18 protein-coding genes and 3 tRNA genes are annotated in these 15,277 nt (G+C 71.5%); 12 read left to right on the top strand and 9 right to left on the bottom strand.

Annotation, left to right across the window (positions count from 1 at the left end):
* Positions 1 to 6: 6 nt before the first annotated feature.
* Positions 7 to 1,392, bottom strand: coding sequence for a 3-isopropylmalate dehydratase large subunit (gene leuC, locus AB0J46_RS13015; protein ID WP_364330394.1), 1,386 nt, complete (start codon positions 1,390 to 1,392; stop codon positions 7 to 9).
* Positions 1,393 to 1,455: 63 nt separating this feature from the next.
* Between leuC and AB0J46_RS13020 the strand changes: the two genes are divergently transcribed.
* Together AB0J46_RS13020 and AB0J46_RS13025 are read left to right on the top strand one after the other, a co-directional pair.
* Positions 1,456 to 2,172 (top strand): IclR family transcriptional regulator, encoded by a 717-nt coding sequence (locus tag AB0J46_RS13020; protein ID WP_352319070.1) that lies wholly within the window; start codon positions 1,456 to 1,458, stop codon positions 2,170 to 2,172.
* 58 nt (positions 2,173 to 2,230) lie between these two features.
* Positions 2,231 to 3,946: a hypothetical protein gene (locus tag AB0J46_RS13025; RefSeq protein ID WP_364330397.1), complete on the top strand. Its 1,716-nt coding sequence runs from the start codon at positions 2,231 to 2,233 to the stop codon at positions 3,944 to 3,946.
* A 116-nt stretch (positions 3,947 to 4,062) separates the two neighbouring features.
* Here the strand turns inward: AB0J46_RS13025 and AB0J46_RS13030 are convergent.
* The 3 genes from AB0J46_RS13030 to AB0J46_RS13040 all read right to left on the bottom strand — a co-directional run bounded on the left by AB0J46_RS13030 (position 4,063) and on the right by AB0J46_RS13040 (position 4,891).
* A tRNA-Glu gene (locus AB0J46_RS13030) sits at positions 4,063 to 4,135 on the bottom strand.
* 19 nt (positions 4,136 to 4,154) lie between these two features.
* Positions 4,155 to 4,230, bottom strand: a tRNA-Glu gene (locus tag AB0J46_RS13035).
* A gap of 82 nt (positions 4,231 to 4,312) precedes the next feature.
* Positions 4,313 to 4,891, bottom strand: coding sequence for a hypothetical protein (locus tag AB0J46_RS13040; RefSeq protein ID WP_364330400.1), 579 nt, complete (start codon positions 4,889 to 4,891; stop codon positions 4,313 to 4,315).
* A gap of 177 nt (positions 4,892 to 5,068) precedes the next feature.
* On the opposite strand from AB0J46_RS13040, the gene AB0J46_RS13045 reads away from it, so the two are divergent.
* Entirely contained in the window at positions 5,069 to 5,230 is a 162-nt protein-coding gene (locus AB0J46_RS13045; protein WP_364330403.1) for a hypothetical protein, read from the top strand.
* 59 nt (positions 5,231 to 5,289) lie between these two features.
* Here the strand turns inward: AB0J46_RS13045 and AB0J46_RS13050 are convergent.
* Positions 5,290 to 5,361, bottom strand: a tRNA-Gln gene (locus AB0J46_RS13050).
* A gap of 166 nt (positions 5,362 to 5,527) precedes the next feature.
* Here AB0J46_RS13050 and AB0J46_RS13055 point away from each other — a divergent pair.
* On the top strand, positions 5,528 to 7,498 hold the full coding sequence (locus AB0J46_RS13055) for a M3 family metallopeptidase (protein ID WP_364330406.1): 1,971 nt from the start codon (positions 5,528 to 5,530) through the stop codon (positions 7,496 to 7,498).
* A 44-nt stretch (positions 7,499 to 7,542) separates the two neighbouring features.
* Here the strand turns inward: AB0J46_RS13055 and AB0J46_RS13060 are convergent, their stop codons facing one another.
* Complete coding sequence (locus AB0J46_RS13060; protein ID WP_364330409.1) at positions 7,543 to 8,085, bottom strand: PadR family transcriptional regulator; 543 nt, start codon at positions 8,083 to 8,085, stop codon at positions 7,543 to 7,545.
* Positions 8,086 to 8,139: 54 nt separating this feature from the next.
* Here AB0J46_RS13060 and AB0J46_RS13065 point away from each other — a divergent pair, with 54 nt between their 5' ends.
* Positions 8,140 to 9,390 carry an MATE family efflux transporter gene (locus tag AB0J46_RS13065; protein WP_364330412.1) on the top strand — a complete coding sequence of 417 codons (1,251 nt, stop codon included), beginning with the start codon at positions 8,140 to 8,142 and terminating at the stop codon, positions 9,388 to 9,390.
* Here AB0J46_RS13065 and gltX read toward each other — a convergent pair.
* Positions 9,284 to 10,657, bottom strand: coding sequence for a glutamate--tRNA ligase (gltX, locus tag AB0J46_RS13070; RefSeq protein WP_364330415.1), 1,374 nt, complete (start codon positions 10,655 to 10,657; stop codon positions 9,284 to 9,286). The two genes, AB0J46_RS13065 and gltX, sit on opposite strands and share 107 nt — an antisense overlap.
* Positions 10,650 to 11,426 (bottom strand): fumarylacetoacetate hydrolase family protein, encoded by a 777-nt coding sequence (locus AB0J46_RS13075; protein WP_352319059.1) that lies wholly within the window; start codon positions 11,424 to 11,426, stop codon positions 10,650 to 10,652. The genes gltX and AB0J46_RS13075 overlap by 8 nt, the downstream gene beginning before the upstream one ends.
* Positions 11,427 to 11,579: 153 nt before the next feature.
* On the opposite strand from AB0J46_RS13075, the gene AB0J46_RS13080 reads away from it, so the two are divergent.
* The 7 genes from AB0J46_RS13080 to AB0J46_RS13110 are packed head-to-tail and all read left to right on the top strand — an operon-like array spanning position 11,580 to position 14,559.
* A complete protein-coding gene (locus AB0J46_RS13080) occupies positions 11,580 to 12,083 on the top strand; it encodes an Asp23/Gls24 family envelope stress response protein (RefSeq protein ID WP_364330418.1) in 504 nt (167 codons plus the stop codon).
* The gene (locus AB0J46_RS13085; RefSeq protein WP_364330421.1) at positions 12,080 to 12,415 is read left to right on the top strand and encodes a hypothetical protein; all 336 of its coding nucleotides are present in this window, start codon (positions 12,080 to 12,082) and stop codon (positions 12,413 to 12,415) included. The genes AB0J46_RS13080 and AB0J46_RS13085 overlap by 4 nt, the downstream gene beginning before the upstream one ends.
* Entirely contained in the window at positions 12,412 to 12,600 is a 189-nt protein-coding gene (locus AB0J46_RS13090; RefSeq protein WP_352352177.1) for a hypothetical protein, read from the top strand. Before AB0J46_RS13085 ends, AB0J46_RS13090 begins: the two co-directional genes overlap by 4 nt.
* Complete coding sequence (locus AB0J46_RS13095; RefSeq protein ID WP_364330424.1) at positions 12,597 to 12,965, top strand: Asp23/Gls24 family envelope stress response protein; 369 nt, start codon at positions 12,597 to 12,599, stop codon at positions 12,963 to 12,965. The genes AB0J46_RS13090 and AB0J46_RS13095 overlap by 4 nt, the downstream gene beginning before the upstream one ends.
* On the top strand, positions 12,962 to 13,624 hold the full coding sequence (locus AB0J46_RS13100; protein WP_364330427.1) for a DUF6286 domain-containing protein: 663 nt from the start codon (positions 12,962 to 12,964) through the stop codon (positions 13,622 to 13,624). The genes AB0J46_RS13095 and AB0J46_RS13100 overlap by 4 nt, the downstream gene beginning before the upstream one ends.
* Positions 13,621 to 14,187 (top strand): alkaline shock response membrane anchor protein AmaP, encoded by a 567-nt coding sequence (locus AB0J46_RS13105; protein WP_364330430.1) that lies wholly within the window; start codon positions 13,621 to 13,623, stop codon positions 14,185 to 14,187. The genes AB0J46_RS13100 and AB0J46_RS13105 overlap by 4 nt, the downstream gene beginning before the upstream one ends.
* A gap of 24 nt (positions 14,188 to 14,211) precedes the next feature.
* Positions 14,212 to 14,559, top strand: a complete 348-nt coding sequence (locus AB0J46_RS13110; protein ID WP_364330433.1) for an antibiotic biosynthesis monooxygenase — start codon at positions 14,212 to 14,214, stop codon at positions 14,557 to 14,559.
* Here the strand turns inward: AB0J46_RS13110 and AB0J46_RS13115 are convergent.
* Positions 14,556 to 15,152 (bottom strand): cyanamide hydratase, encoded by a 597-nt coding sequence (locus AB0J46_RS13115; RefSeq protein ID WP_364330435.1) that lies wholly within the window; start codon positions 15,150 to 15,152, stop codon positions 14,556 to 14,558. The two genes, AB0J46_RS13110 and AB0J46_RS13115, sit on opposite strands and share 4 nt — an antisense overlap.
* Positions 15,153 to 15,277 lie beyond the last annotated feature (125 nt).

A 15,277-nucleotide genomic window follows, 5' to 3' on the forward strand; every position in this document is an offset into this window, starting at 1 on the left:
TTCTCCTTACAGGTCGGCGGGGGCGGTCAGGCGGCCGGTGACCGCGGTCGCGGCGGCGACCTGCGGCGACACCAGGTGGGTGCGGCCGCCCTTGCCCTGGCGGCCCTCGAAGTTGCGGTTGGAGGTGGAGGCGCTGCGCTCGCCGGGCTTGAGCGTGTCGGGGTTCATGCCGAGGCACATCGAGCAGCCGGCCTCGCGCCACTCGGCGCCGGCGGCCTTGAACACCTCGTGCAGGCCCTCCTGCTCGGCCTGGAGCTTGACCAGCATCGAGCCGGGCACGATCAGCGTGCGGGTGCGGACCTGGCGGCCGCGCAGGATCTCGGCGGCCGAGCGCAGGTCCTCGATGCGGCCGTTGGTGCACGAGCCGACGAACACGGTGTCGACCTCGATCTCGCGCAGCGGCGTGCCCGCGGTCAGGCCCATGTACTCCAGCGCACGCTCGGCGGCCGAGCGCTCGACCGGGTCGGCGAAGCTGTCGGGGCTCGGCACGGACCCGCCCAGCGGCAGGCCCTGGCCGGGGTTGGTGCCCCACGTGACGTACGGGGTCAGCGTCGTGGCGTCGATCTCCACGACCTTGTCGAACACGGCGTCGTCGTCGGTGCGCAGCGACTTCCAGTACTCGACGGCCTGGTCCCACAGCTCGCCCTCGGGGGCGTGCGGGCGGCCCTTGAGGTAGGCGAACGTGGTCTCGTCCGGGGCGATCACGCCGGCGCGGGCGCCCGCCTCGATGGACATGTTGCAGACGGTCATGCGGCCCTCCATGGAGAGCTTGCGCACGGCCTCGCCGCGGTACTCGACGATGTAGCCCTGGCCGCCGCCGGTGCCGATCTTGGCGATGATCGCCAGGATCAGGTCCTTGGCGGTGACGCCGGCGGGCAGCTCGCCGGAGACCTCGATGGCCATCGTCTTCGGCCGGTAGGCGGGCAGCGTCTGGGTGGCCAGCACGTGCTCGACCTCGGAGGTGCCGATGCCGAACGCGATGCCGCCGAAGGCGCCGTGGGTGGAGGTGTGGGAGTCGCCGCAGACGATCGTCATGCCCGGCTGGGTCAGGCCGAACTGCGGGCCGATGATGTGCACCACGCCCTGGCCGGCGTCGCCCATCGGGTGCAGCCTGATGCCGAACTCGGCGGCGTTCTTGCGCAGCGTCTCGACCTGGGCCTTGGAGACGGGGTCGGAGATCGGGCCGAGCACGGTCGGGACGTTGTGGTCCTCGGTGGCGATGGTGAGATCGGGCCTGCGCACCTTCCGGCCGGCGAGACGGAGTCCGTCGAACGCCTGCGGACTGGTCACCTCGTGAATGAGGTGCAGGTCGATGTAGAGCAGGTCGGGTTCGCCCTCCGCACGGCGGACGACGTGCTGCTCCCAGACCTTCTCGGCCAGTGTGCGGCCCATGATCTCCTCCTTGAGATTTCCTCCGACTTGCCTTCTCATATGTCGAGACGGCAGTATCGGTGTATGGACAACTCTAGCGGAGTCGGAGTACTCGACAAGGCCGTTCTTGTACTCAATGCCCTCGAAGCGGGTCCCGCTTCCCTGGCTCAGCTCGTCCAGGCCACCGGCCTGGCCCGCCCCACGGCCCACCGGCTGGCCGTCGCACTTGAGCACCACCGCATCGTGAGCCGCGACACCCAGGGCAGATTCGTGCTCGGGCCGCGGCTCGCGGAGTTGTCCACGGCGGCCGGCGAGGACCGGCTGCTCGCGGTGGCCTCGCCCGTGCTGATGCAGCTGCGCGACCTGACCGGCGAGAGCGCGCAACTCTACCGGCGCCAGGGTGACGAGCGGGTCTGCGTGGCGGCGGCCGAGCGGGCCAGCGGCCTGCGCGACACCGTCCCGGTGGGCTCGGCGCTGCCGATGACCGCCGGCTCGGCGGCTCAAATCCTGCTGGCCTGGGAGGAGCCCGACCGGCTGCACAGGGGCCTGCGCGGCGCCAAGTTCACCGCCGCCACCCTCGCCTCCGTGCGCCGCCGCGGGTGGGCCCACAGCGTCGGCGAGCGCGAGCAGGGGGTGGCCAGCGTGTCCGCCCCCATAAGGGGCAGCGGAGGCAAGGTGATCGCGTCCGTCTCGGTCTCCGGGCCCATCGAGCGGCTCACCCGCGCGCCCGGCCGGTTGCACGCCGTGCCCGTCATGGCGGCCGCCGAACGCATCACCGAGGCCATGCGCCGCACGTCATGATCGGCGAAAGCTCGTATTTCGGGGGCCGACTGCCTCGCGGGCGCACTAGCCTGAGTGCGTGACAGATCGCATCGAGGTAGCCGCCACTGAGCTGCGACCCCTGCTCGAAGAGTTCATCATGTGGGCGCGTTCCAACGCGCCCGGAAGCGACCCCGAGCTCGTGGGGCCTGCCGCACTCTGGCACCGTCTCGCCTTCTCGCAGGACCTCGGCACGTGGAAGCGTGCCGACCTGCGCAACCTGCTGCTCGACCGCATGCCGAAGGTCGTGGAGGATCCCGACGCCGCCGCCGACGGCATGCTGCCCGCCGTCGACGCGTACCTGACGTTCCTCTCCCAGACCGGCAGGCTCGCCAAGGGCTCCGACTCCCTCGCCGACCTGCAGGCCGAGCTCGACGACGTCGAGGACGAGTTCGTCGAACTCATGGAGGACCTGCTCGACGACGACGGCGCGGGTGACGACGAGGAGGAGGAAACGGGCGACCTGGGCGACTTCGAGGCGTTCGCCGACGAGCTGGCCGAGCTCGACACGATCAGGCTGCGCCCCGACTCCGAGCTGGCCGCGGCCGCCCGCCGGTCCCCGCTGGTCGCCAAGGCCCGCGACCTGGCGCTGTGGGTCGGCTCCGGCCGTCGCGTCGGCGAGGACACCCTGCTCACCGACGCCGAGGTGGAGGAGGCGCTGGCCGCCGTCGGCCTGCCCAGGCCCGAGACCGACGGCCCGGTGGCCGAGGCGGTCCCGCAGCTCTGGAACATCTGGAACCTCGCCGTCGACCTGGAGTTCCTCGAACCGGGCGAGGGCAACACCGTGGCCGTCCAGGACGACACCTCCGAGTGGCCGTTCGACGACGACGAGGACGTCCTCGACGCCTGGATGCTCGGCCTGCACTCGGTCGACTACGGCGACCCCGAGCTCGACGACGACGACCTGACGATGGCGCTGGCCGGCCTGACCCGGGGCCTGCTGGTCAGGCTGCTGCTGGCCGGCGGCTCACGCGAGCGCGACGACCTGGCCCGCGAGCTGGCCGAGGCCGCCGCCGACCTCGACGAGCTGGGCGGCGACGCCTGGGAGGCGGCCGGCGACCCGCTGGCCCCCGCCATCGACTGGCTGACCGGCTACGGCATGGTCGAGGTCGAGGGCACGACCGTGCGCCTCACCCCGCTGGGCACCGAGGGCGTCGTCCACCTGGTGGACGACGCCGACATCGAGGTCGACGCCCGGCCCGCGATCGAGTCGATGAGCGCCCACGAGCTGCTCGCGCTGAGCGCCGAGCTGCCCGAGGACGAGGCCGACGCCGAGTTCGCCGCCTGGATGCAGCTCAGGGAGCCGGCCAAGGCCGCCGAGGAGCTGCTCGACGCGGCGGCCGAGGACGAGAGCGACGCCCTGATCCGGGTGCAGGCGGCCAGCGTGGTGGGCACGCTGGGCGAGGCCGCCGTCCCGGCCTGGCAGGAGGCGCTCAAGCAGCCGTCCCTGCGGCCGTACGCGGCGACGCACCTGAGCCAGCTCGGGGTCGAGGGGGCGCCCGAGCCCACCCAGGACGACACCCACTGGCTGATCCTCGACATGTGGACGATCTCGGCCGGGCTGGGGCGTTCGGAGTTCGTCAGCAGCCTGCGGGACATCGGCCCCGACATGGTCAACGGTCTTCTCGAGGTGATCTGGAAGATCCCGCACGCGCACGTCGAGGAGCTGCTCGACCTGATCTCCCAGGTCCACCCCGACAAGCAGATCGCCAAGGCGGCCCGCCGCGCCCTGTTCAAGGCCCGCTCCTCGGCCTGACCCCACTCCGGCCAGGGCCCCGCGCGATCAGCGCGGGGCCCTGTTCCGTTTTCGAGCGTCCCTTGGAACGCGAAAAACGCCCCGGTGCTTGACGCACCGGAGCGTTTGGGTGAACGTAGTCCCGACCGGATTCGAACCGGCGCTACCGCCTTGAGAGGGCGGCGTCCTGGGCCACTAGACGACGGGACCTTCGCACAGCTTGTGATCGTGGTAGTCCCGACCGGATTCGAACCGGCGCTACCGCCTTGAGAGGGCGGCGTCCTGGGCCACTAGACGACGGGACCTTGTCCACAAGCTGGTGTGCCGGGTCTCCCCGGCGACGCAGGTAACTCTACCGCACCCCGCAGACCACAACCAAACCGCTTATCACCGCATGAGATCGGGCCTGTGGCGGCGGACCCAGTCGCCCATCGGCCCCCGTTCCCACAGCGGGTCGATCTCACCGAGCGGGATCGCGACCTCGGGCCGTCCGGTGACGGGGTCGGCGGGCGCCCGGGCCAGGCGCTCGCGCATCCACCCCGGCGTCCGCGGCGGGAGCGTGCGCTCGCCCCACCCGACCAGCCCCACCGAGCGCAGCGCCGGGACGCGTACGCGGACGCCGCCGGGCCGGCCCAGGGGCCCGGGGCCGGCCGTCCGGGTGTCCACCACGCCGATCGCGGTGATGTCGGGCCAGCGCAGGCGTACCCGGAAGCCGCGGGCGTCGGCCAGCTCCACGCCCTCCGGCGAGAAGCGCACCACCGTGCCCGCGACCAGACGGCGGTGCTTGACGACGAGCACGCCGGTCAGGGCCGCCGTGGCGAGCGCGCCGATCACGACGCCCAGCGCCGAGCTGCCGGTGAAGATGGCCCCGAGCAGCAGGCAGACGGCGAAGAAGAGCGCCAGCGGCGCGGCGAACGGGGCGACGAAACGGGCGAGGCCGCCCTCGCGCATGCGGAATTCGTCCATGAGGCGAGGGACGCTACCCGCCGAGCACCCCACGGCGGAAGGCCACGGCGGCGGCGCGGCCTTCCCCTCGTACATGACCCGCACAGCGCGTACCGGCCGGCGCACGCCTTCCACCCCGAAGCCCTCAACAGCCTCCTGCGGAACGAAGCCACGCCCCTCGTCCCCCGGATGTCCAGCATGACGACTTCGTCCGTGTACGACAGGGTCAGGGCCGTCCTGGCGGCATCGGCACGCTCGGCGACGTCGGCCATCGCCTCCTGGGCGACGCGGAACCGGGTGATCCCGCTCGCGCTGCAGCACCGCGTGATCAGCGAGATTCTGGACGACCTGGTGATCTGACGGGTCGCCGACACGAAAAAACGGATGTCTCTCAGGGAGACATCCGTTTCGGGAACTTGCTGGGGTACCAGGACTCGAACCTAGACTAACTGAACCAGAATCAGTCGTGCTGCCAATTACACCATACCCCACCGCTGCGAACTCCTTCTCGGAGCGCGCTTGGCGACGTCCGAAAGAATAGCCCAGCTCGGGGGGTAAGACCAAAACGATTGCCGAAGCGGTGTCCGGCCGCCTGCGGCACAGGCTCTGACGTGCCAAGCTGAAGAGGACAAAACACCACGTGGAGGAGCCAAAGCGTTGGCCGAGAACCCGTTCTTCGCCCCTAGTAGCCTGCCGTACCAGCTGCCGCCGTTCGCGGACGTCCGCGAGGAGCACTACCTGCCCGCGTTCGAGCGCGGCATGGCCGAGCACCTGGCCGAGGTCGACGCGATCGCGAACAACACCGAGCCGCCCACCTTCGACAACACGATCGCGGCCCTGGAGCGTTCGGGGCGGATCCTCGACCGGACGGCCACGGTCTTCTTCAGCATGGCCGCGTCCAACTCCAGCGACGGGATCATGGAGATCGAGAAGGAGATCTCCCCGAAGCTGACCGCGCACAACGACGCGATCCGCCTCAACCGGGCGCTGTGGGCGCGGATCAAGCAGGTCGGCACGTCCGACGCCGAGGAGGCGTGGCTGCTGGAGAAGTACCGGGAGGACTTCGTCCGGGCCGGGGCCGACCTGTCGGAGCCGGAGCAGGACCGGCTGCGCGAGCTGAACGGCGAGCTGTCGAAGCTGTCGACCGAGTTCGCGCAGACCCTGCTCAAGGCGTCCACCGAGGAGGCCCTGGTCCTCACGGACGCCAAGGAGCTCGACGGCTTCGACGAGGCCAGGATCGAGTCCCTGCGCAAGGACGACGGCACGTACGTCCTGCCGCTGCTGAACTTCACCAACCAGCCCGGCCTGGCCCAGCTCACCGACCGCGACGTGCGCCGCCGCCTGTACGAGCGGAGCGTCGGCCGCGCCCCGGCCAACTTCGAGCGGGCCGCCAGGATGGCCACGCTGCGGGCCGAGCGGGCCGCGCTGCTCGGCTTCCCCGACCACGCCGCCTACTCGGTGGCCGACCAGACGGCCAAGACCGTCGAGGCGGTCGAGGAGATGCTCGGCCAGCTCGTCGGCCCGGCGGTGCGCAACGCCGGCAAGGAGGCCGAGGCGCTGACCGAGCAGGCCGGGTTCGAGATCGAGCCGTGGGACTGGTCGTACTACTCGGAGAAGGTGCGGCTGGCCCGCTACGACTTCGACGCCGACGCCATGCGCCCCTACTTCGAGCTGAACCGGGTCATCAGGGACGGCGTGTTCTTCGCCGCCACCAAGCTCTACGGCATCACCTTCACCGAACGGCCCGACCTGCGCGGCTACCACCCCGACGTGACCGTCTTCGAGGTGTTCAACGAGGACGGCGGCGCGCTCGGCCTGTTCCTGCTCGACCCCTACGCCAGGGCGAACAAGCGCGGCGGGGCGTGGATGAACAACCTGGTCGACCAGTCGCACCTGTTCGGCGAGCTGCCGGTGGTCATGAACAACCTCAACATCACCAAGCCGGCCTCGGGGCCGACGCTGCTGACGTACGACGAGGTGAACACCGCCTTCCACGAGTTCGGCCACGCGCTGCACGGGCTGTTCTCGCAGGTGCGCTTCCCGCGCGTGTCGGGCACCAGCGTGCCGCGCGACTTCGTCGAGTACCCCTCGCAGGTCAACGAGATGTGGGTGACCTGGCCGGAGGTCCTGGCCAACTACGCCAAGCACCACGAGACGGGCGAGCCGATGCCCGCCGAGCTGGTGGACAAGCTCAACGCGGCCGAGAAGTTCAACCAGGGCTTCGCGACGGTGGAGTACCTGGCGGCCACGCTGCTCGACTGGGCCTGGCACCGGCTGGCGCCCGGCGAGCAGGTGGCCGACGCGCAGGCGTTCGAGCAGCGGGCCCTGGAGGCGGCCGGGATCGACGTGCGACTGGTGCGCCCGCGTTACCGGACCAACTACTTCGCCCACATCTTCTCGGGCGGCTACAGCGCCGGCTACTACTCCTACATCTGGAGCGAGGTGCTCGACGCCGAGAGTGTGGAGTGGTTCAAGGAGAACGGCGGCCTGACCAGGGCGAACGGCGACCACTTCCGCCGCGAGCTGCTCTCCAGGGGCGGCAGCCTCGACCCGCTGACCGCCTTCCGCAACTTCCGCGGGCGCGAGGCGGGCATCGGGCCGCTGCTGGCCCGCCGCGGCCTCGACTGACCGCCGCTCCCCCGCCTCCCCCGCCTCCCCCGATGAGGCTTTCCCTACGGCTCCGGCAGCTCCTCGATGCGCTGCCGGAGCCATTCCTTCTCCGCCCGGCTCGACGCGCGGGCGATCTCCAGCATCCCGCGCCGGTACGGGTCGGGCTCGTCCTTGATCCGGACCGGCCGGCCGCCCTCGTAGAAGAAGCTCGCCGGGGCCTCCAGGAAGGCCAGCCGGCGGCGCAGCACCCGTGACCGGTCGGCGGGGTCGGGCAGCGCCGACAGGAACGTCAGCAGGGCGAAGAAGCGCGTCTGGTCGCTGATGTCGAGCTCGCTCGGCTCGCGCAGCCGCCGCAGCAGCTCCTCGCGGCCCTTGCCGGTGAGCGTGAGCACCTGCCTGCGGGCCGCCGCGGCGCCCGCCTCCTCGTGCCGCTCGACCAGGCCCTTGCTCTCCAGTCTCGATATGGCGGGGTAGAGGGCGCCGTCGCTGACCGGGCGGAGGTGGCCGGTGAGCGCGGCCAGGCGGGCCTTGAGCTCGTAGCCGTGCATCGGACGTTCGTTCAGGAAGCCCAGGATGGTGAGGGACAGATCCCCGCCGCTTGCCATGTCGTGCATCGTAACGCTATACCTCGAAACGAGGTACAACGAATCGAGGTACGCATGTTCCGGCTGGCTCTCCCCATCTACGTGGAGCTGCTCACCGCCGTGGTGGCGGTGGGGGTGATCGACCTGCTGTGGGTCTCGGGGCTCGGGGAGGGCGCCATCGCGGCCGTCACCGTGGGCACCACGGCCGAATACCTGGCCTACGGGCTGTTCCTGGCCGTCCCGACGGGGATGACCGTGCTGATCGGGCGGCGTGACGGGCACGCGCCGATCGGGCCCGTGATCAGGACGGGCTGGGTGTTGTGGGCCGCGTTCTCGGTCGCCGTCGCCGTCCCCGGCGTGTTGCTGCGCGAGCCGCTGGCGGCCCTGTTCACCGACGATCCCGGGCTGACGGCCGGCTTCTTCCTGGTCTCGCTGGCGGGGTTGCCGGTGTTCTTCGCCCAGACCGTCGTGGACGGCGTCCTCAAGGGGCTGGGCAACACGAAGACCCCCATGCGGAACGCGCTGATCTGCAACGCCCTGGTGATCGTCCTGGACCCGCTGTTCATCTACGGCCTCGACCTGGGCGTCCAGGGGGCCGCGCTGGCCACCGTGGCGGCGCGGCTGGTCACGCTCGGGGTGGCGGCGACCTCCCTCGTACGGCTCCGCGCCGCTGGCGGCGACGGCCTGCTCGCCGGCGAGGTGCTGCGGACCGGCCTGCCCATGTCGGGCGACTTCCTGGCCCGCTCCCTGGTGGGCATGGCGCTGGTGGAGATCGTCGCCGGGTTCGGCACGGCCGAGGTCGCCGGGTACGGCATCAGCCAGAAGATCATGCTGGCCGGCGTCATGGTCTTCTACGCGCTGCGCCAGGCGGCGATGATCCGCACCGCGCGGTCGGAGCCCGTCGGGTCACCGCTGCGGCTCGGGCTGGTGACGGGGGCGGTGGTCGCGGTGGTGGTCAACCTGGTGGCCGCGCCCGCGGCCGGGCTGTTCACCGACGACCCGGCGGTGGCCGTGGGCTTCCTGCGCTGGATGGCGCTCTACCTGGTGCCGTTCGGCGGGCTGATCGCCGTCGGCGGGGTGCTCCAGGCGAGCGGAAAGGGCAGCCGCCTGCTCGCCGCCACGCTGGCGGGCTTCGCGGTGCAGCTGCCCCTCGCCTATCTGCTGAGCTCGTGGCTCGGCGTCACGGGCGTGTGGCTGTCGATGGCCGTCGGGTCGTCGCTCAGCCTCGCAGGCGCGCTAGCGCCGCTCGGATCCGCTCCATGGACCGCTCGCGCCCGAGCACCTCGATCGACTCGAACAGCGGCAGGCCCACCGTCCGGCCGGTGATCGCCACGCGCACGGGGGCCTGGGTCTTGCCCAGCTTGAGCCCGAGCGGCGCGCCGACCTCCTCCAGGGCCTCCTTGAGCGAGTCAGGGTCCCAGGCGACCGTCTGGAGGCGGTCGAGATAGCCGCCGAGGATCTCCACCGGGGAGTTCTTCATCGCCTTGTCCCAGGACGGCTGGTCGAAGACGGGCTCGTCGAGGAAGAGGAAGTCGACGTTCTGCCGGATCTCCGACAGCACGCCGATGCGGGTCTGGGCCAGCGCCGCGACCTTGCTGAACAGCTCGCGGTCCCAGGCGGGGTCGAGGTAGGGCGAGCAGCGCTCCTCGAAGGTCTCCAGCGGCAGGGCCCTGATGTACTCGCCGTTGAAGGCCCGCAGCTTCTTCTCGTCGAAGAAGGCGCTGGCGGAGTTGACGTCCTCCAGCCTGAACAGCGGGACCATCTCCGCCCACGGCATGATCTCGCGGTCCTCGCCGGGGCCCCAGCCGAGCAGCATGAGGTAGTTGACCATGGCCTCGGCGAGGTAGCCCTCGTCGCGGTAGTCCTCCAGGGCCACCTTGTCGCGGCGCTTGGACAGCTTCTTGCGCTGCTCGTTGACGATCACCGGCAGGTGGGCCCAGACCGGCGGGGTGGAGCCGAGCGCCGGCCACAGCAGCACCTGCTTGGCGGCGTTGCCCAGGTGCTCCTCGCCGCGCACGACGTGCGTGATGCCCTGGGTGATGTCGTCGACGGCGTTGGCCAGCACGTAGAGCGGCGAGCCGTCGGTGCGGGCGATCACGAAGTCTTCCTGCGCCTCGTTGGGGAACTCGACGTTGCCCCTGATCAGGTCTTCGACGAGGGTGATGCCCTCGTCGGGGGTGCGGAAGCGCACCGCGCCCTCGGTCAGGCCGCGCTCGCGGCAGAACCCGTCGTAGCCCTTGTGCTCGGAGCCGGTGCGGGCCACCAGGGTCTCGCGGGTGCAGTCGCAGTGGTACGCCTTGCCGTCGGCCAGCAGCTTGGCCACGGCCTCGCGGTGCTGCGGCTCGTAGGCCGACTGGAAGTAGGGGCCCTCGAACACCGGGTTGGTGCCGTTGATGCCGATCCAGTCGAGCGCCGAGATGATGCCCTCGGTCCACTCCGGACGGTTGCGCGTGGCGTCGGTGTCCTCGACGCGCAGGACGAAGCGGCCGCCGGACTGTTCGGCGAGGGCCCAGTTGAACAGCGCCGTGCGGGCGCCGCCGACGTGGAACATGCCGGTCGGGGACGGGGCGAAACGCACCCGTAGATCAGTCACGGGAGACCACCTTGTTCGTGAGAGTGCCGATGCCTTCGATGCCGACGCTGACCTCGTCGCCGATCTCCAGCGGGCCGATGCCCGCCGGGGTGCCGGTCAGGATGACGTCGCCGGGGATCAGCGTCATGACGGCGCTGACGTAGGCGACCAGCGCGGGGATGTCGTTGATGAGCTGGCTGGTGCGGCCGCTCTGCCGGATCTCGCCGTTGACCGTGGTGGTCAGCGCCAGGTCGCTCGCGTCGAGATCGGTCTGGATCCAGGGCCCGAGCGGGCAGAACGTGTCGAAGCTCTTGGCCCGGGTGAACTGCACGTCCTTCTTCTGCAGGTCGCGGGCGGTGACGTCGTTGGCGCAGGTGTAGCCGAAGATGACGTCCTTGACCCGGTCGACGGGCACGTCGCGGCAGAGCCTGCCGATCACCACGGCCAGCTCGCCCTCGTAGTCGACCCGGTCGGACAGCGAGGTCGGGTAGGCGATGGCCTCGCCGTGGCCGATCACCGACGTGGACGGCTTCATGAAGATGAGCGGCTCGTCGGGCACCTCGTTGCCCATCTCGCGGGCGTGCTCGGCGTAGTTCCTGCCGATGGCGACGACCTTGCTCGGCAGCATCGGGGCCAGCAGCTTCACCTGGGACAGCGGGAAGCGCTCGCCGGTGAACTGCACCTGGCCGAACGGATGGCCGGAGACCGTGGAGACGAACTCCTCTCCAGGGCCGCCTTCGACCACGCCGAACGACACGCCTTCGCCTGTGGAGAACCTCGCTATACGCACCTGACAAGGCTATCGCCGCCGCCGGAGGGGTCCGCCCACCGGCAAAAAAGTCAGGAACTCGCCATAAATGCCCCCAGAGTCCGTTTTGTGGGGCATCGGTGGTGGTTAAGCGGATATCTCTGCTTATCAGAGACTTCTAGGGGGTGACGGAACGTGCCGGACACGATGGTCAACCAGACTTCTGCCGTACCGCGGGCCAGAACGCAGGAGGGCGGGCCGGCGACTTCGCTGGTCACCGACAAGGGCACGACAAGCATCGACGACGTCGTCGTCGCCAAGATCGCCGGACTGGCCGCACGCGAGGTCTCCGGCGTGCACGCCATGGGCGGCGGCGCCGCCAGGGCGCTCGGCAACGTGCGCGGGATGGTCGGCGGGGAGCGCAGCGTCGCCCAGGGCGTCTCGGTCGAGGTCGGCGAGCGCCAGGCGGCCGTGGACATGGACCTGGTCGCCGAGTACGGCACCGCCATCCCCGACCTGGCCGCGGCCGTGCGCAGGAACGTCATCGCGGCGGTCGAGCGCATGTGCGGCCTGGAGGTGACCGAGGTCAACATCAGGGTGGACGACGTGCACCTGCCCGGCCAGGACCGCGACAGGGACAGGGACAGGGGCGACGGTCGCCGCGAGGTCATCGAGCAGCCGGAGCCCCGGGTCCAATGACCGGGCCCGGCGCCACCGCCTATACGCGGGCCGACGCCGACGCCGACGCCAAGGCGGAGGCCGAGACGCTGGCCGAGCTCGTACGGGCCTGCCCGGGGGTGGCGAGGCTCTCCGGCGGCCCGTTCGGGACGGTGGCGACGTACCTGCCCGGGGCGCGGGTCATGGGCGTCTCGGCCGACGGGGACACGGTGGAGATCGCCATCGTGGCGACCCTGGAACGGCCGCTGCCCGAGACCGCCGAGGACGTCCGCCAGGCGGTGTGGGAGCCGGGCGGCGGGCGTCCCGTCAACGTACGCATCGACGACGTGATCGACGTGGTGGAGGAATCATGAGCAACGTCCCTTGGCTGCCGGTCATCGGCATGGCGGTCGGCATCATCCTCGGACTCGCGGGGGCCTTCGGCGGCCTCGGCGCGTTCCTGCTCGTCCTCGTCCTCGGCGCGGTCGGCTTCCTGGTCGGCAAGGTCGCCGAGACCGGCGAGCTGAACCTGTCCGGCCTGACCGCGAGGCGGCGATGACCACCACTCCCCAGGTCACGGTTCCCCGGCAGCGGCTCGCGCCGTCGGCCGAGCCCGAGCGGCGGGGCCGTACCGAGATCTCCGAGCGGGTGGTCACCAAGATCGCCTGCTGCGCGGCGCGGGAGGTGCCCGAGGTGCTCGACGTGCGGCTGGGCGGGGCGCCGTGGACGCACTCGTCCAGCGCCGAGGTGCGCGGCGAGCGGGCCACCCTGAAGCTGGACGTGACCGTCGCCTACCCGGCCCCGCTGCACGCCGTGGCCGCGCGGCTGCGGGAGCACGTGCGTAACCGGGTGGCCATGCAGACCGGCCTGGACGTCACCCGCCTCGACGTGATCATGACCGATCTGGCGGGAGGCCCGGCATGACCCGCCCGCTCCCGTCCGAGGAGCCCGGGGAGACGCGGGGGGCCGTCCCGGCGGGCGGGGCGGGGGCGCATCGGGGCGAGCCGGAAGCGGCGCCGCCGCGGGACAAGGGCGCCGACCGGGCCGCGGTGCGCGCGTTCCGGCCGCAGCGCCGGGTGCCCGCCATCGTGGTCGCCGTCCTGCTCACGCTGCTGGGGCTGCTGGTCGCCGCCGAGACGGTGTCCGCGCTGGCCGGCAGCCCGTTGCGATGGCTGCCCTACGACCGGATGCTGGCGTGGGCGGCCACGACGCCGTGGTCGGACCCGCTGGTCCTGACCGGGGCCGCGATCGTGGCGCTGGCAGGCCTGGCGCTGCTGGTCACCGCCCTGGTGCCGGGACGGCCGCGGATGGTCCCCGTGCGGACCGGCGACCCCGACCTGATCATCGGCGTGCGTCCCAAGAGCTTCACCAGGGCCCTGGAGCACGCCGCCGAGGAGGTGCCCGGGGTGCGCTCGGCGCACGCCAGCCTGCGCGGCCATACGGTCGCCGTCACGCCCGCCACGTCCGGCTGGGACGACGAGGGCTTCGGCCGGGCCGTGCGCGAAGCCGTCCTCACCAGGCTCGCCGGGCTGGACCCGGTGGAGCCGTACCGGGTGGCGGTCAACGTCAAGGAGCGCCGATGAACAGGAAGACCGGCCGCGGCAACCGGTGGGGGCTGGCCCTGGTCGGGCTGGTGCTGGCCGTGCTCGGCGGACTGGCGCTGGCCCGCGGGCTGCTGGGGCCGTCCACGCCGATCCTGGACGCGGGCGTGCGCGGGTTCTTCACCCGCAACAGCCCGCCCGTGTGGTGGGCCGTGGCCGCCGTGTCGGTCCTGGTCGCGCTGCTGGCCCTGCGCTGGCTGGTCGCGCAGGGCCGCAGGGACGCCCACACCCGGCTGCGCCTGGAGGCCGGACCGGACGGCGTCACCGAGATCGCGGCGGGCGGGATGGCTCACGCGGTCGCCGCCGACGTCGCGGCCAGCCCCGCCGTCCTGAACGCCGACGCCGACCTGGTCGGCCCGCGCGGCCACCCGGAGGTACGGCTGCGCGTGGCCGCCGACGAGGCGGCCCCGATGAGCGAGCTGAGCGAGCACCTGTCCCGGGTCACCCTGCCGAACCTGCGGGACGCGCTGGACAGGGATCACGTACCGGCGGTGGCCCGCGTTAGCCTGGAGCCCTCACCTGCGACGCAGCGGGTCGTGCGCTAAGGCTTCGCCGAGAGGGGTCCTCCGTTGTCCATCGTGAAGATCAACGTCCTGACCGTGCCCGCCGAGATGCGGGAGGAGCTGGAGCGGCGGTTCTCCGGCCGGGCCGGGATGGTGGAGTCGGCCGACGGGTTCGAGTGGTTCGAGCTGCTACGGCCGGTCGAGGGCACCGACCAGTACCTCGTCTACACGCGCTGGCGCAGCGAGGAGGACTTCCGGACCTGGCAGCAGGGCCAGGCCTTCCAGCGCGGCCACGCCCAGGCCGCCGCAGGGCACGGCCAGGGCCAGGGTCACGGTCACGGGCAGGGCCCGGCGGCGACGGACTCCCAGGTGTGGAGCTTCGACGTCGTGCAGAGCGCCGGGCCCAAGGGTTAGGCGTCGAGGGGGTTGGCGGCGATGCGGTCGGCGATCCCGCCGCGCACGAACCGGCCGGCGTAGCTCGACGGCTTGCGCGCGCCCTGGTCGGCGATGCAGGCGGCGAACTCCTTGGCGATCTCCAGCCGCGGGTAGCGCTCCAGCACCTCGCGCCGCACGCCGTCGGGGATGTCCTCGGTGCGCCGGCCGGAGATGTCCATGCCGGTCGAGAGCTCCAGCAGGTGGCCCTCCGGGTCCTCCTCCACCGGCACCTCCTCCCACATGTGCCGGATGATCACCTCGGCGGCGCGCAGCCGGCGCTCGGGCGACCAGCCGGCCCCCGCGCAGAAGGCCCAGGCCACGTGGCCGCCGGCCTCCTCGTACGGCACCGTGTGGCTGTCGAACTCGGCGACCAGGCCGATGTCGTGCAGCATGGACGACACGTAGAGCAGCTCGGCGTCGAAGTCGATCGCCCTGCTCTGGGCGTAGGCGGCGGCCCACAGGTACGCGCGTATGGCGTGGTTGAGCAGCGAGGGTGACTGGTAGCGGGTGGCCACCTCCAGCGCTCCGCGGCAGGCGGGCGTGTCGGGCAGCACGATGTCGTCGAATCTCACCGCCCCAGCATGACATCGGCGCTGCCGGAGGCACCGGCGGGCATCGGGCCGTTAACGATCCGGTACGCGACTTGACCGGTTGATCGTGATTCCGAAAGCATGTCCCGCCCTCACTTTCTTGTCCG

The sequence above is a fragment of the Nonomuraea sp. NPDC049758 genome, assembly GCF_040674635.1.
GTDB lineage: Bacteria > Actinomycetota > Actinomycetes > Streptosporangiales > Streptosporangiaceae > Nonomuraea.